16 protein-coding genes and 1 tRNA gene are annotated in these 13,219 nt (G+C 32.1%); 9 read left to right on the forward strand and 8 right to left on the reverse strand.

What is annotated here, in order from left to right; translation table 11 throughout:
- Positions 1-24: 24 nt before the first annotated feature.
- Both SMUL_RS04885 and SMUL_RS04890 read left to right on the forward strand, forming a co-directional pair.
- Positions 25-366 carry a DUF1850 domain-containing protein gene (locus SMUL_RS04885; RefSeq protein WP_223809774.1) on the forward strand — a complete coding sequence of 114 codons (342 nt, stop codon included), beginning with the start codon at positions 25-27 and terminating at the stop codon, positions 364-366.
- Between the two features lie 39 nt (positions 367-405).
- Positions 406-1,239: a YitT family protein gene (locus tag SMUL_RS04890; protein WP_025344144.1), complete on the forward strand. Its 834-nt coding sequence runs from the start codon at positions 406-408 to the stop codon at positions 1,237-1,239.
- Here the strand turns inward: SMUL_RS04890 and SMUL_RS04895 are convergent.
- From SMUL_RS04895 to groES, 3 genes are read right to left on the reverse strand one after another with little or no spacing between them, the layout of a single operon-like run.
- Positions 1,236-2,018, reverse strand: a complete 783-nt coding sequence (locus SMUL_RS04895) for a hypothetical protein (RefSeq protein ID WP_025344145.1) — start codon at positions 2,016-2,018, stop codon at positions 1,236-1,238. The two genes, SMUL_RS04890 and SMUL_RS04895, sit on opposite strands and share 4 nt — an antisense overlap.
- A gap of 58 nt (positions 2,019-2,076) precedes the next feature.
- Positions 2,077-3,717: a chaperonin GroEL gene (groL, locus tag SMUL_RS04900; RefSeq protein WP_025344146.1), complete on the reverse strand. Its 1,641-nt coding sequence runs from the start codon at positions 3,715-3,717 to the stop codon at positions 2,077-2,079.
- A 26-nt stretch (positions 3,718-3,743) separates the two neighbouring features.
- On the reverse strand, positions 3,744-4,010 hold the full coding sequence (gene groES, locus SMUL_RS04905) for a co-chaperone GroES (RefSeq protein WP_025344147.1): 267 nt from the start codon (positions 4,008-4,010) through the stop codon (positions 3,744-3,746).
- 210 nt (positions 4,011-4,220) lie between these two features.
- On the opposite strand from groES, the gene SMUL_RS04910 reads away from it, so the two are divergent.
- The 5 genes from SMUL_RS04910 (at position 4,221) to SMUL_RS04930 (ending at position 6,837) form a co-directional block, all read left to right on the forward strand.
- Positions 4,221-4,297 (forward strand) — tRNA-Met (locus tag SMUL_RS04910).
- Positions 4,298-4,418: 121 nt separating this feature from the next.
- Positions 4,419-5,021, forward strand: coding sequence for a DUF6538 domain-containing protein (locus SMUL_RS16945; RefSeq protein WP_025344148.1), 603 nt, complete (start codon positions 4,419-4,421; stop codon positions 5,019-5,021).
- 50 nt (positions 5,022-5,071) lie between these two features.
- A complete protein-coding gene (locus SMUL_RS04920; protein WP_025344149.1) occupies positions 5,072-5,533 on the forward strand; it encodes a transposase family protein in 462 nt (153 codons plus the stop codon).
- Positions 5,455-5,919 carry a transposase family protein gene (locus SMUL_RS04925; RefSeq protein ID WP_084613060.1) on the forward strand — a complete coding sequence of 155 codons (465 nt, stop codon included), beginning with the start codon at positions 5,455-5,457 and terminating at the stop codon, positions 5,917-5,919. The genes SMUL_RS04920 and SMUL_RS04925 overlap by 79 nt, the downstream gene beginning before the upstream one ends.
- Before the next feature lie 45 nt (positions 5,920-5,964).
- On the forward strand, positions 5,965-6,837 hold the full coding sequence (locus SMUL_RS04930; protein WP_038533049.1) for a tyrosine-type recombinase/integrase: 873 nt from the start codon (positions 5,965-5,967) through the stop codon (positions 6,835-6,837).
- Here the strand turns inward: SMUL_RS04930 and SMUL_RS04935 are convergent.
- From SMUL_RS04935 to SMUL_RS04945, 3 genes are all read right to left on the reverse strand, one after another.
- On the reverse strand, positions 6,824-7,150 hold the full coding sequence (locus tag SMUL_RS04935; RefSeq protein ID WP_025344151.1) for a hypothetical protein: 327 nt from the start codon (positions 7,148-7,150) through the stop codon (positions 6,824-6,826). The two genes, SMUL_RS04930 and SMUL_RS04935, sit on opposite strands and share 14 nt — an antisense overlap.
- Positions 7,140-7,358 (reverse strand): hypothetical protein, encoded by a 219-nt coding sequence (locus SMUL_RS04940; protein WP_025344152.1) that lies wholly within the window; start codon positions 7,356-7,358, stop codon positions 7,140-7,142. The genes SMUL_RS04935 and SMUL_RS04940 overlap by 11 nt, the downstream gene beginning before the upstream one ends.
- A gap of 34 nt (positions 7,359-7,392) precedes the next feature.
- A protein-coding gene (locus SMUL_RS04945; protein ID WP_148295253.1) for an IS3 family transposase occupies positions 7,393-8,558 on the reverse strand; the annotation gives its coding sequence in 2 pieces (ribosomal slippage) (positions 7,393-8,306 and positions 8,306-8,558; 1,167 coding nt in all).
- Between the two features lie 104 nt (positions 8,559-8,662).
- On the opposite strand from SMUL_RS04945, the gene SMUL_RS04955 reads away from it, so the two are divergent.
- Positions 8,663-9,226 (forward strand): MBOAT family O-acyltransferase, encoded by a 564-nt coding sequence (locus SMUL_RS04955; RefSeq protein ID WP_235674110.1) that lies wholly within the window; start codon positions 8,663-8,665, stop codon positions 9,224-9,226.
- Positions 9,227-9,235: 9 nt separating this feature from the next.
- Positions 9,236-10,744 (forward strand): alginate O-acetyltransferase AlgX-related protein, encoded by a 1,509-nt coding sequence (locus SMUL_RS16525; protein ID WP_025344154.1) that lies wholly within the window; start codon positions 9,236-9,238, stop codon positions 10,742-10,744.
- A gap of 293 nt (positions 10,745-11,037) precedes the next feature.
- Here the strand turns inward: SMUL_RS16525 and SMUL_RS04965 are convergent, their stop codons facing one another.
- Both SMUL_RS04965 and SMUL_RS04970 read right to left on the reverse strand, forming a co-directional pair.
- Positions 11,038-12,450, reverse strand: coding sequence for a transcriptional regulator (locus SMUL_RS04965; RefSeq protein ID WP_025344155.1), 1,413 nt, complete (start codon positions 12,448-12,450; stop codon positions 11,038-11,040).
- Positions 12,443-13,171, reverse strand: a complete 729-nt coding sequence (locus tag SMUL_RS04970; protein WP_025344156.1) for a hypothetical protein — start codon at positions 13,169-13,171, stop codon at positions 12,443-12,445. The genes SMUL_RS04965 and SMUL_RS04970 overlap by 8 nt, the downstream gene beginning before the upstream one ends.
- Between the last annotated feature and the right edge of the window lie 48 nt (positions 13,172-13,219).

Raw genomic sequence — 13,219 nt, forward strand, 5'->3', positions numbered from 1 at the left:
TGTATGAGTTCAGGAGCAATAACCGTGAGCTTGTTCCTAAACTCGTTTACCCTTGCTTGGATGCACTCGGTTGAAAAAATTCGATGGGAAGAGCAGTGGCAAATCGAGGGGAAATCCTTACATGTAATGCGTGCTAGCGTGCGCGGAAGTGGTGCAGGGATGGAACCTCCACCTGATGCCGTGTTTAAAGAAGGTGCTTGGCACTACACGCCTCATGTACCTCCACTTCAAGAGCTTCGTTTGGCGCATTCGCCTTTTACAACGGAGTATGAGCTCTGTTTTGATGGCAGATGCACACCGCTTAATGAGTTCTTTATATCACTTCCCCCAATCGACACTATTGTTCTTGAAGCCTGCGAACGCTAGAATAGCGCCATTATTTTCTTACATGTAAGGTTTTTCCTCTTGAAATCAGAATTCAAAAATTACAGTTATATTTTCTTAGGTTCGCTCTTCTTGAGCTTTGGCGTGGTGGCTCTGTTTATTCCCAATGCGTTGGTAACGGGTGGCACATCGGGTATGGCGCTTTTAGGGCATTACCTTTTTAAACTGCCTGTGGGTGTGCTTATGATCGCGATTAATGTCCCACTGCTTTTCTTGGGCACCAAATACTTTGGCAAGCATTTTACCCTTCGTAGTATCATCGCGATTGGGTTTACCTCTGTGTGTATTGACTTCATGGTTGAATTCTTACATGTAAACGCTCTCAGTCACGATGTGATTTTAGCGTCGATCTTTGGTGGTATTGCGGTTGGTATTGGTTTAGGATTTATTTTAAGTGGTCATGCTTCCGCTGGAGGCTCAACTATCATCGCCAAAATCGTCGCGTCAAAAACGAGCATCAAAGCCTCTTCGGTAATGCTTTTTATCGATATGCTCGTGATCCTTGCGATTGCATTTATTTCTCAAAACATTGACTTAGCGCTTTGGAGTTTGGTGAGCATTTACATTAGTGCTAAAAGTATCGATATGTTTTTAACGCGCGGCCCTTCTAAAAAAGTGGTGCACATCGTCTCTGCAAAAATCGAAGAACTCTGTGCTCAAATCGTGCCACTACTAGGGAAAAACGGAACGATTGTTGAGGGGAACGGCATTTTTGAGCATGAAAACAAACGCATGATCTTTTTGGTGGTCGAAAATCGTAAAATCCCAATGCTTAAAGAGCTAATCCAAACGGTGGATAAAGAGGCGTTTATGGTGGTGATGGAAGCTTCTGAACTCTTAGGTCGTGGGCATTAAAACTTACTTTTGAAGTTGATGATAAACTGATCGTTTTCTTTATCTAGGCCTGTTTTATCATACGAAACGCCTAGATTGAGTCCTTTGGCAATTTCATTGACTTGAAAGTTACTGTAGACTCCCGTGTAAGAGAGATTTGTTTGCGCTTCACTGGCAACAACATAGCGAGAGCCTAGCGTAATGTCTTTGCGCGGCGAGTAGTTTAGATCGACCGCGTAGGCTTCTGTATTGGGTGTGTAGTTGTTGGAACTGAGCACGGAAGAGGTTGGTAAAAGCTGATCTTTTCCATCCAAAGCACCACTGGCACTGTGACTGCCTTCAAGCACCTTTGAATAAGCAATATAACTTCCAAAATTTTCATAATTCACCTGCGCTTTAACCCCAAATGCATTGGTCGTTTCAATACCACTTTGCTCAACACTTTGACGATACGTATCTGCGTAGTAGTTCGCACTGAGTCGATAGCCAAACTCTTCAGCCTTCCCATCGTACAGCGCTTCTGAGTAGTAGATAGTGTTATCGGTACTACTTTGGCGGGTTTCGGTTGCAAACGATTGGGTGGCAACTTCAAGTCGTATGCCTTCAATGGGAGCCGTTTTGTAGTGAAAAAGAATTTTTTGAGTTTTGGTGCTCGAAAAGGGGCTCTCTTCGTCGCTTGCTTCATTGTAATTGGCATTGACTTTGTGCGTTAGATTGCCATCTAGGAGTGCATCCATCAGCGAATCAGCGGCAAAGAGTGTTTGGGATACAAAGATGAGAAGGAGGGTAAGTTTTTTCATGATATTTGAAAGCGTAAAGCCACCGAAATGGCTTTACATGTAAAGCAGGAGGGAATGATTACATCATTCCGCCCATGCCTCCCATTCCGCCCATTCCACTCATATCTGGCATTGAAGGAGCTTTATCCTCTTTTGCATTGGTGATGGTAGCTTCTGTTGTCAAAAGTAGACTTGCAACCGAAACCGCATTTTGAAGTGCAATACGTGAAACTTTAACAGGATCAACGATGCCCGCTTCAAACATATCGACATACTCGCCCGTTGCAGCGTTGAAGCCATAGTTTGGTTTGTTGCTTGTTAGAACATTGTTCGCCACAACGCCTGCATCAAAGCCCGCATTTTCAGCGATTTGTTTCAATGGAGCTTTAAGAGCGCGTGTAACGATCTCAGCGCCAATCGCTTCATCGCCAGTGAGGTTGAGTTTGATTTTTGCGTTTGCAAGCAAGAATGCAGAACCACCACCCACAACGATGCCTTCTTCAACAGCCGCTTTAGTCGCTGAAAGTGCATCATCTACTCTATCTTTTTTCTCTTTCATCTCAGTTTCCGTTGAAGCGCCCACTTTAATGACCGCAACACCACCGCTAAGTTTTGCTAAACGCTCTTGAAGTTTTTCTCTATCGTAGTCACTGCTTGTCTCAGCGATTTGCGCTTTAATCTGACCAACACGAGCGTCAATGCGCGCTTTATCACCATTACCGTTAACGATGGTTGTATTGTCTTTGTCGATCACGATGCGTGCTGCTTGACCAAGATCAGCCAAGGTAGCTGCTTCAAGTGTGCGTCCTAGCTCTTCACTGATCACTTCACCACCACTGATGATCGCGATGTCTTCAAGCATTGCTTTTCTTCTATCACCAAAACCTGGCGCTTTAACCGCAGCGATATTCAAAACACCTCTGAGTTTGTTAACAACTAACGTTGCCAACGCTTCACCGTCAATGTCTTCAGCGATGATAAGAAGAGGTTTACCTGTTTTTTGAACTTGCTCAAGTACAGGGAGAAGATCTTTAAGGTTAGAAACTTTTTTGTCATACAATAAAACATAAGGATGCTCTAAAATCGTCTGCATTTTCTCAGGATTGGTCACAAAGTAAGGAGAGAGGTAACCACGGTCAAACTGCATACCCTCAACAACGTCTAACTCGTCTTGGATGCCTTTTGCTTCTTCAACGGTAATAACACCGTCTTTGCCCACTTTTTCCATCGCTTCAGCGATCAACTCACCGATAACCGTGTCTGAGTTGGCAGAAATCGTTGCAACTTGTGCGATCTCTTTTTTATCTTTAACCGCTTTTGCCATTGTTTTAAGCTCAGCGATGATCGCTTCTGCTGCTTTGTCCATACCACGTTTCACTTCAATAGGGTTTGCACCCGCAGTGATGTTTCTAAGACCCTCTTTGAAAATAGCATGTGCCAAAACCGTTGCAGTGGTGGTACCATCACCCGCTTGATCCGCCGTTTTAGAAGCCACTTCTTTAACGAGTTGAGCGCCCATGTTTTCGATGGTATCTTTAAGTTCGATCTCTTTAGCCACAGAAACACCATCTTTGGTGATGCTAGGAGCGCCAAAGCTTTTTTGGATCAAAACATTACGACCGCGTGGTCCCATTGTAACTTTTACAGCGTCATTGAGTTTTTTAACACCTTCGTAGAGTGCATTGCGAGCATTGTCTGAAAATTGAATCTCTTTTGCCATGTGTATTTCCTTTTTTTATTGATTGATTATAAAACGCCAAGAATGTCGTCGATAGTCATCACCACGTAGGTTTTGCCATCAAGCGTAAGCTCTGTGCCTGCATATTTTGCAAAGACAACCTTGTCACCAACACTTACAAGTCCTTTTTCTTCAACTTTAGGACTGACTGCTCTAACAATACCGCTAAGAGGTTTTTCTTTGGCATTGTCAGGAATGATAATACCTGATGCTGTTTTCGTAGCTTCTTCGACTCTTTCAAGAAGTACACGTTTTCCAAGTGGTTTAAAAGTCATTTGTATGTCCTTTTGACTAAAATTTTAGCACTCGTTTGTTTCGAGTGACAAAATTTTACACAAATACCGCTCAAAAGTCAAGAAAAAAGCGGTAAAAGTTTAGTCTGATATACTCAATGTTTTCAACTTTTTTTCATGTTTCACGAAAGATGCCATAATTAACCAAAGTATAAGTTTTATGACTATATAATGCCAACCTCTTTTAACCATGTCAAGGTAGCTCAGCTGGTTAGAGCGCTGGTCTCATAAGCCGGAGGTCGAGGGTTCGAGTCCCTCTCTTGACACCATTTTAAAGCAAATAAACCTCACAAATTGGGATTTTCCCAAAATACAATCAATATATCTTTTTTAATGTTGTTATATTTTGTTATAGTTTTTAATCATTCAAATTTGAAAAAAAGTTTGAATATGAAAAATATCTATCTTCGTAAAAATATTTTCTATTATCGTAAATCAATCCCAAAAAACTTAAAAAAATTTTTCCAAAATAAAGTTCTTTATATTCGCACACTAAGTACTAAATCTAAGACTTTAGCTCTAAAGTATGCTAAGATATTAAATCAAAAATTTAATGCTATTAAAGAGGTTTATTTTATGTCATTTGATATTAACTTAATTCATCAACTTGTTGAGGAGTTTCATAATACACTTTTAGAAGATACTGAAAAGGATTTATATAGTATTAAAAACCCTGAAGATACTTTATTTGCTTTAGGTTTAGAAGATAATATTAAACAATTACAAAACGAATATGAAGATGGGATTTATGATAAAAACGAAATTCAAACAATATTAAATAAAATAAGTTATAAACCAAATAACGACGAAATAAACGAAATAGGTAAAATTCTATTAAGTAGTAAAATAAACCATTTAAAAACAATTAACAACAAGATAGATAATAGTTATTATAATAAACCAAAACCAATAATAAAAAAAGTTGTTGCTGGAATAGAAACAAATAAACCATATAGAAATGTAAAATCAACTTTTGAACGATTTAAAAAATAGACATCTTGCAAAACTCAAATAAAAGGCACTAAAAATGCTTGGCAAGAGGCATGAAAAAATATGAACAAATGCAAAAGCGTAAACCCAAAGATTTTAAGCGCCATATTGGCGTTAATGAAGAGACATTTAACGCAATGATAGAGGTGTTTAGGCAATACGATGAGAATCGTAAAAAAGGATTAGGTGTAGGAGGGAGGAGATCTCTTTCACCAGAAAATAAAGTACTTTTGATGCTTGGCTATTATCGTGAGTATCGCACCCTTGAACATATTGGATTTGATTATGGTGTGAGTGAATCAACGGCTTCAAGGATTGTATGTGAAGTAGAAGAAGTGTTGATTAAGTCTGGTAGATTTTCATTGCCAAGCAAGAGAGAACTCTATAAAAGTGATGTTGCCCTCTCTTTTGTTGTCATTGATGCGACAGAAACGCCTTGTCAAAGACCCAAAAAAAGCAAAGAGAGTACTACTCAGGTAAGCAAAAGCGTCATACCCTTAAAGGACAGATTGTGATTGATAAAGAGGAGAGGATTATGTGTGTGCATACCGCTAAAGGTACGACACATGATTTTAGACTGTTTCAAGAATCTAATCTCCCCTTGATGCCCAAGACCTGTGTTTATGTTGATTTGGGATATCTGGGTATTGCCAAAGAACATAGCCATTGTCAAATTCCCCATAAAGCCTCCAAACTTCATCCTTTGAGTGAGGAGCAAAAAGAGGAAAACAGACAAAAAGCAAGTGCTAGAATATGTGTTGAACATGTGAATGCTAAAATCAAAACATTTCAGATACTCACCCAAAAATACAGAAACAGAAGAAAACGATTCAATCTACGCTTTAATTTGATATGTGGATTAATCAACTTTGACCGTGGTTTTGCTGTGGAATACAAATGAGTTTTGCAAGATGTCTAATATCATAAAAAAACATATAATTGGAGTTTGGATAATGAACAATTAGGCAATAGAGCTCTAAATCTTTTAGATTTGTATTTTAAAGACAAAAATTTAATGGATATTGAATTCGATGATTTAGAAGATTTTAGAGACATTTTGTTGGAAATACCAAAAAGATTAACAACTTATAATTTTTTTAAAGGTAAAGATTTAGATTTTATTTTGGAAAATAATGATGATTACGATAAGTTAGATAATACAACTATTAACAATTATATAGAAAAAGTTAATCTATATTTTAGTTATATGCACAAATTAAAGTACATAATAGGTGAAGATTTTATTATTCCAACTTATGACGAAAATGGAAAAAATAGAGAACCTTATACCTATGAAGAAGTTTCTAAAATCTTTGATTTAATGAAAAATGACACTTTAGAAAATAGATTTATTACATATATAGCTGCTTACCAGGGAATGCGATTAAAGGAAATAACACAATTACAAAAAGAGGATATTGTTAAGATTGGAGATATTTTTTGTATTAGTATAAATACAAAAGAAGATAAAACAACTAAAACTAAAAAAAGTGTAAGAACAATACCTATCCATAATAAGTTGTTGGAATTTGGATTATTAGAATTTGTAAATTCTAAGGATAAAGAATTATTTACAATATCAAATAAAAATTTTAGTTCCTATTTTAGAAAATATTACAAATCTTTAATAAATGACGAAAAAACCTTTTATTGTTTAAGACATTTGGTTATAGATATTTTTAAACAAAGTGATTGCAAAATAGAACATTACCAAGCTTTTGTTGGACATAGTCAAGGAAAAGACACTATTACTATGGATTATGGAAATCCATTTAATGTTAAACTATTAGCTAAATTATTACAATTTATAGATTATTGATTAAAACTCCAACCCCCAAACTAAAATCCATATTTTCAACAATCATGGATTTTTGATTTTTTAGTAGTTCCAATTTCAAATCGATTTTTTCAATAGGATAAGAAGAAAGAAATTTATCTTTTTTGATAAATCTTTCTCTATCATTTTTAAGTTCACTTTGAACAATAACAAGAGCTTTAAGTTCTTTTGATAATTCACTTATAAGTGCATTATTCTTTTCACATTGAAGTAAATAGCCCTTTTGTAATCTAATAGCACTTAGTTCATTACTAAGAGCTATTAGGCTTTTAAATGGATTGATATTATCTATCACTATTTTTTTCTCTAAGTGAAGTTAAAAAATCTTGTTCCTGTAATCTTTTTTTATCCTCAAAAAATTGTAAAGTTTTTTCTAAATCCTCTAAAAATATTTGGTGTTGATGTTCTTCTAATTTTTGCAAAGCTTTTAAAAATCTCTTGATATTAGTTTCATCAATTCTATAATCAAACTTTTGTAATAAATCTATTATTAGTAAAATCATTTGTATGGAATGACCCCAAATTTGTAGACACAATTTAATTCTGCGAAGCCATATTTAATTTCTCATTATATCTTTTTTCAAATTCATTGGGTGAAATATAACCAAGATAACTATGCCTTCTAGTTGAATTATAAAACATTTCGATGTAGTAAAATATGTCTGATTGTGCTTCTTCTCGTGTAATATAAATCTGCTTTTTGACACATTCACGCTTAAATGTTTTAAAAAAGCTCTCAGCAACTGCATTATCATAACAATTTCCTCGCCTGCTCATACTAGGGATAAGGTTGTATTTTTGGAGAAGTGCTTGCCACTCGTATGAGCTATATTGTGAGCCTTGGTCTGAGTGTACAATCACTTCATGATGTGGTTTTTGTCTAAAGGTTGCCATTTCCAGGGCTTTTAGAGCCAACCCAGTTGTCATGCGATGACTTGTTGCCCATCCTGCTATTTTTCTGCTAAAAAGATCTAATACAACTGCTAAATAAAACCATCCTTCGTATGTTTTGATATAGGTTATATCTGTTACCCATGTGTGATTTGGCTCTTGAACATTGAAGCACTGTCCAAGATGGTTAGGATGCGCCACATGTCTTTTCCCTTTTTTGTAACGAGGTTTTCTCTGCTTTACACCTGCACCAAAGAGTTTGGCTTCACCCATCAATCTTGCAACGCGTTTTTTATTAACACCAATACCTGATGCCACAAGATCTTTTGTAACAGTTCGATATCCATAAATACGCCCACTATGCTCATAAGCCTCTTTAATGTGGTGCAACACAACTTTATTAGCTATGTCACGCTTTGACTCTGGTTGTTTAGCCCATGCGTAATAACCACTAAAATGAACTTGCAAAGTTTTGCACATTCTTCTCACAGGATAGAGTGGCTCATACTCTTTGATAAAGGCGTACTTTACTTTTGGTTTTTGGCAAAGTACGCTGCGGCCTTTTTTAGAATATCGCGCTCCTCTGTGACTCTTTTTAATTCTGCTTTGAGCTTTCTATTTTCCGATGACAAATCTTTGGAAGCTTGGTGTTGTGAGGTACTTTGCGGATTACTGTAGATTTTTATCCATGCTTTGAGCGAATCAGGATGCACTCCCAATCTTTGTGCAGTATCTTTAATGGGATAACCATTTTTGATAATTTGGTTGACAGCCTCTTGTTTGAACTCGTCTGTGTATAGTTTATTTGCCATGGAATGACTTTCTCCTCTTGGTATTTTATTTGGTCATTATCGACCAGATTAACAGTTTCAAGAGTGTCTAGTATTGTGGGGTCATTCCATATATCTATATTCCATTGGGTGGAAATAAGAAATCGTCTTTAAGAACATATACAAATTTAATGGCAACTTTTGTAATAGGTGGATTCTGGCATGGAGCAGGATGGACATTTTTGTTTTGGGGTTTTCTGCATGGAATGGCTTTAGTAATTCATAGACTTTGGTCAAACCTTGGATTTAAGATGTGGACTTGGTTAGCTTGGTTAATTACATTTAACTTTGTAAATGTAGCATGGATATTTTTTAGGGCTCGTGAGTGGGAAGATGCTATTAAGGTTTTGAGTTCTATGTTTAGTTTGAATAATGTTGTGTTGCCAAATTTTTTAGAATCAAAACTTCAATTTTTAAAATCATTTGAAATTATTTTTGGTGGATTTGTAGAAAATATTGGTGGAGATTATTTTACTCCTTTATGGTTTGTTTTGGCATTTGTTTTAGTTTTAGCTTTTAAAAATAGTATGTATTATTTAAATATTAAATTGAATAAAAAATATTTGATATTATCGATTTTCTTATTTTCTTATGCTTTTATAACTTCTTTAGTAAGTTCGTCAAATGTATTTTTATATTTTAATTTTTAGGAATAAACTTTGAGTAATAAAAAATTTATAAAATATTTTATAATAGTCTCTTTTCTAATTATTTCGTTTATTCCTATTTTAAATTTTATTATATTGGGTAAAGAGATAAAAAAAGAAAATATTTACACTCTTGATAATTTTGAAGCATACAGAAATTATATAATTTATAAAAAGTTTAATTATTCTATGAATCAAGCGCAAGTAATAGCAGGTAAAGATGATTTTTTATTTTTAGGTAATAATTATGATAATGTTTTACATAAAACAAATGGAATCTATAAGCCTACAAATGAAGAGATTAATAATTGGACAAATAAATTAAAAGATTTACAAAAATGGTATGAAGAAAGAGGTATTAACTTCGTAATTGTAATTGCTCCTAATAAACACTCTATTTATAAGGAAAAATTGCCAAATTGGATGCAATATGATGGAAAAACGATTACTGATAATATTGTTGAACAATCAAATTTAAAAGATATAAATATTTTAGATTTGAGGAATATAATAAGCAACAATAAAAAAGACAAATTACTATATTTTAAAACAGATACGCATTGGAATAATCTGGGAGCTTCAATAGCTTATTCAGAAACAATAAATTACATTAATAATAAATTTAATTTAAATCTTCAAAAACCTAATTATACTATCAAAGATCAATTTGGACCTTCGGGAGATTTATCTTCTTTTTTGAAAATAAATACAATATTAGATGAAAAATATGAGAATTCATATATTTTAAACTTTGAGAATAATCAAGAAGTATGTCATGGGAATATTATTAAAAATAATGGAATATTAGAAAAATGTAATAATAAGTTAAATCCAATAATGGGAATAAATGCTCAGCCTCAATATATAATAAATAAAAATATAAAAGACAATAAAAAACTTTTATTACTTTGTGATTCTTTTGGAACAGCTACTTCTGAATTATATAATTTGACTTTTAATACTATTTGGAAATGGCATTATGGACAAATTAATGGAGAAAAATTATCAAACTTTGTAGAAGAAAATAAACCAGATCTAGTAATATATCAAATAGTTGAAAGAGCTTTATATAATGATTCAATAGTTACATCTATACCTAATATTTCTCAAATATCTATTGATAACATTAATTTAGAAAACCAAATTTTTGATATTAAGCAAAATAATTATTTTAAAAATGAACAATTAGAGTTGGATTTTAAGAATGAGAATTATAATTTAAATGCAATAAATAGTGACCCCATAATTATTTTAAATGAAACAAAAGCAAATTCTAAAAATGTGATTTTAAGTTATGAAATAAATTCAAATGTTGATACAACTTTTCAATTATTCTATAAAAAAGATAATAATTCAAACTATAATGAAGCAGACTCATATCGAATTCTACTAAAAATAGGAAATAATAAAATAAATTTACTAATACCTTCTGAATATATTAATAATAATTTAAGAGTTGATTTAGTTTCTAATATAGGAAATTATGAGATTAAAAAGTTTAAAATATATAGTAATAAATAGAAATCATTTTATAGTTTGTAGAATTAATATGAATTGATAAACTTTTCGCTTTCTTTCGCTTTCAAAAAAATCAAGTTTTCCCTCTTGATTTGATTAATTTTCAAACAAATTTTCAGATCGTTATTTTTCTTTTTGTAGTGGGTCGTCTTAGGCCCACTTCGCCATAAAATGGCTAATCACTTTCGTGATTGTTGGTTTAGGGTTACACCCTAAAAACCCAAAGTTCGACATACCCACCTTAAAAAAAATAACTTGATTAGGTTTAGTAGTAAAAAATTTACTGATCTTTTTAACTACCTTTCAAACTCAAAATTATGTTCTAATTTTCTTGTAAAATTTTGATAATCTTCCTCAAGATTTTTGTCTTTCAAATAGATTTTCAAATTATAGTTTTCTTCTTCTAATAGGTCTTTTTTATCAATCAAATCTTTGATTTTGATATTCAATAAATCCAACTTCTTTAAATGTTCATTCAAAGATTGGTTATCCAATTTTGATTTTTCCAAATGACTTTTTAAAATAGAGTTTTCATTTTTCAACTTTTCAAGTTTTTCTAATTTCAGATCCAAGTTTGACACATTGTAAAAGTTATCAACTAATGATTTATAAAACTCATTTATGTTATTGATGTAATATTTATTATCTTTAGATTTTGTGGTGTTTTCTTTTAGGTATGTTTTGAAATAAGATTTTATTTCATTGGCATATTCTAAATCCTCTTGAATAATTTGTTCTTCCCTTTGAACTTGATTTTTTAGTTCTTTGATTTTAGTATCAAGTTGTCTAAATTCTTCTCTTTTTGTTTGTTCTTCAAAAGAGAGATTTTTAATATTAAGAGATAACATTTTATAAATATTACTATCCTTTTTAAATTGAAGTCTTAACTCTTTTAGTTGATTTTTTTGACTATTTAGTAAAGTATATAAATCTTTAATTTCTTGATTTTTTTGTAGCAGATCAGTTTGTAAAATCTTCAATTCTTGATTTTGCTTATGTAAAATAAAATCATTTCTTTTTTGATGTTTTAGTTTTGTTTGAAATTTTGATAATCCTCTTTTAAAATCTAATCCAACTTGATTGAAAGATTTTTGAGCTAGAGTTTGTAATTGTCTATAATCTTTTTTTCTAAAATTTGATAGGATTGCTTTCTTTGTTTCAAAATTATAATTATGCACTAAAAAATGCCCATGGAAATTATGATGAAGAACATTATCTTTATCAATATAACCCTCATCTCTATGGATTGACATTTGAAGTGTATTCATTCCAAATTTAGCTTTTAAATCATTTATATATTGTTTAAAACCCTCATTTATATCAATTCCAAGGCTAAGATACTCTTTTGCCTTTTCTTCACTAATACCTACCTCAAATTCAATTAGGTGTTTGGTTTGATAATCTTCTCTATTTTCATTTTTTAATTGTTCAAGTCTTAGATTTTCCAAAGTATCAAAACTATTTTTCAGATCACTATAATTATTTGATTTTGTTTGTTGTGCGTAAAAGTTTCTTAGATTTTCTTCAAAAGTTCCACAAGAAACAACGATGTGAGAAAAGGTAATATTTTCATTTCCAAGACAATTACATTCTTCTAAAAGATGGGGTAAATCTTCCCCATCTTTTAATCTTTCAACATTATGTTCATAACAAGAGCCTAAACTATTTTTTGAATGGCTAATTACATTTACTTGTACAAAATTACTCATCAATTAATCCTTCGTTTTTTAGTTCTCTTAAGTAAATTGAAATTTGTGTATTTCCTAATTTTTCATTATTTTGTTCTAAAATATTTTTTATGGTTTTAATTGTAATTTTTTCACTTTGTGCAACTAAATCTAAAGCATATTTTAGAACTAGAGTTTTTGAATCTTGATGTCTTTTTGCACCATTTATTTTATTTACTTCATCTCTTGTTTTGATGCCTTTTTCAACTTTGTGATCTAAATAGTATTTTTGATTATAAAGTTTTTCAATTTTTTTGATTTGGCTCATTCTATTGTAGTTTTTTTTACACCATTTCAAAATCTTTGAAATGTATTTTTTTAGTAAATCATTACTTATTAGATTTTCACCATATAAAGTAAATTCATAATTACTATGAAACTTTTTTACACTTTGTACATATAGTAAATACATCTCATTATTTAATTGTAATGCCATTTTATTAATTAATGCTAATTCTAAACCTATCCAATCTACTTTTGTGTTTTTATACATATAGGCATAGTTTTTAATAGTTTGCTTATCTTTCAAAGTTGGATTTTCAATCTCAACTAATTCATTGATTTTTACAACAAAGTTATCTTTGATAACTTTGTTTGATTTCACTTTGTTTTTTATACTTATCATTGTGTAGGTTGTAAGTTTTTTATATAAGAGTCTTTTATATTGACTATATTCAATATTTATTTTTTTTAGTAAATCCATTTTTAAATCCTTTTTTTCGTTTAAGATAAAAATGATTTTAGGTTAGAG

The organism is Sulfurospirillum multivorans DSM 12446, assembly GCF_000568815.1.
GTDB lineage: Bacteria > Campylobacterota > Campylobacteria > Campylobacterales > Sulfurospirillaceae > Sulfurospirillum > Sulfurospirillum multivorans.

Bases quoted from the DNA above. Each gene is read 5' to 3' on its own strand.
- groES (WP_025344147.1), bottom strand. From the start codon at position 4,010: ATGACTTTTAAACCACTTGGAAAACGTGTACTTCTTGAAAGAGTCGAA.
- groL (WP_025344146.1), bottom strand. From the start codon at position 3,717: ATGGCAAAAGAGATTCAATTTTCAGACAATGCTCGCAATGCACTCTAC.
- SMUL_RS04940 (WP_025344152.1), bottom strand. From the start codon at position 7,358: ATGATTTTACTAATAATAGATTTATTACAAAAGTTTGATTATAGAATT.
- SMUL_RS16945 (WP_025344148.1), top strand. From the start codon at position 4,419: ATGAAAAATATCTATCTTCGTAAAAATATTTTCTATTATCGTAAATCA.
- SMUL_RS04970 (WP_025344156.1), bottom strand. From the start codon at position 13,171: ATGGATTTACTAAAAAAAATAAATATTGAATATAGTCAATATAAAAGA.
- SMUL_RS04920 (WP_025344149.1), top strand. From the start codon at position 5,072: ATGAAAAAATATGAACAAATGCAAAAGCGTAAACCCAAAGATTTTAAG.
- SMUL_RS04965 (WP_025344155.1), bottom strand. From the start codon at position 12,450: ATGAGTAATTTTGTACAAGTAAATGTAATTAGCCATTCAAAAAATAGT.
- SMUL_RS04895 (WP_025344145.1), bottom strand. From the start codon at position 2,018: ATGAAAAAACTTACCCTCCTTCTCATCTTTGTATCCCAAACACTCTTT.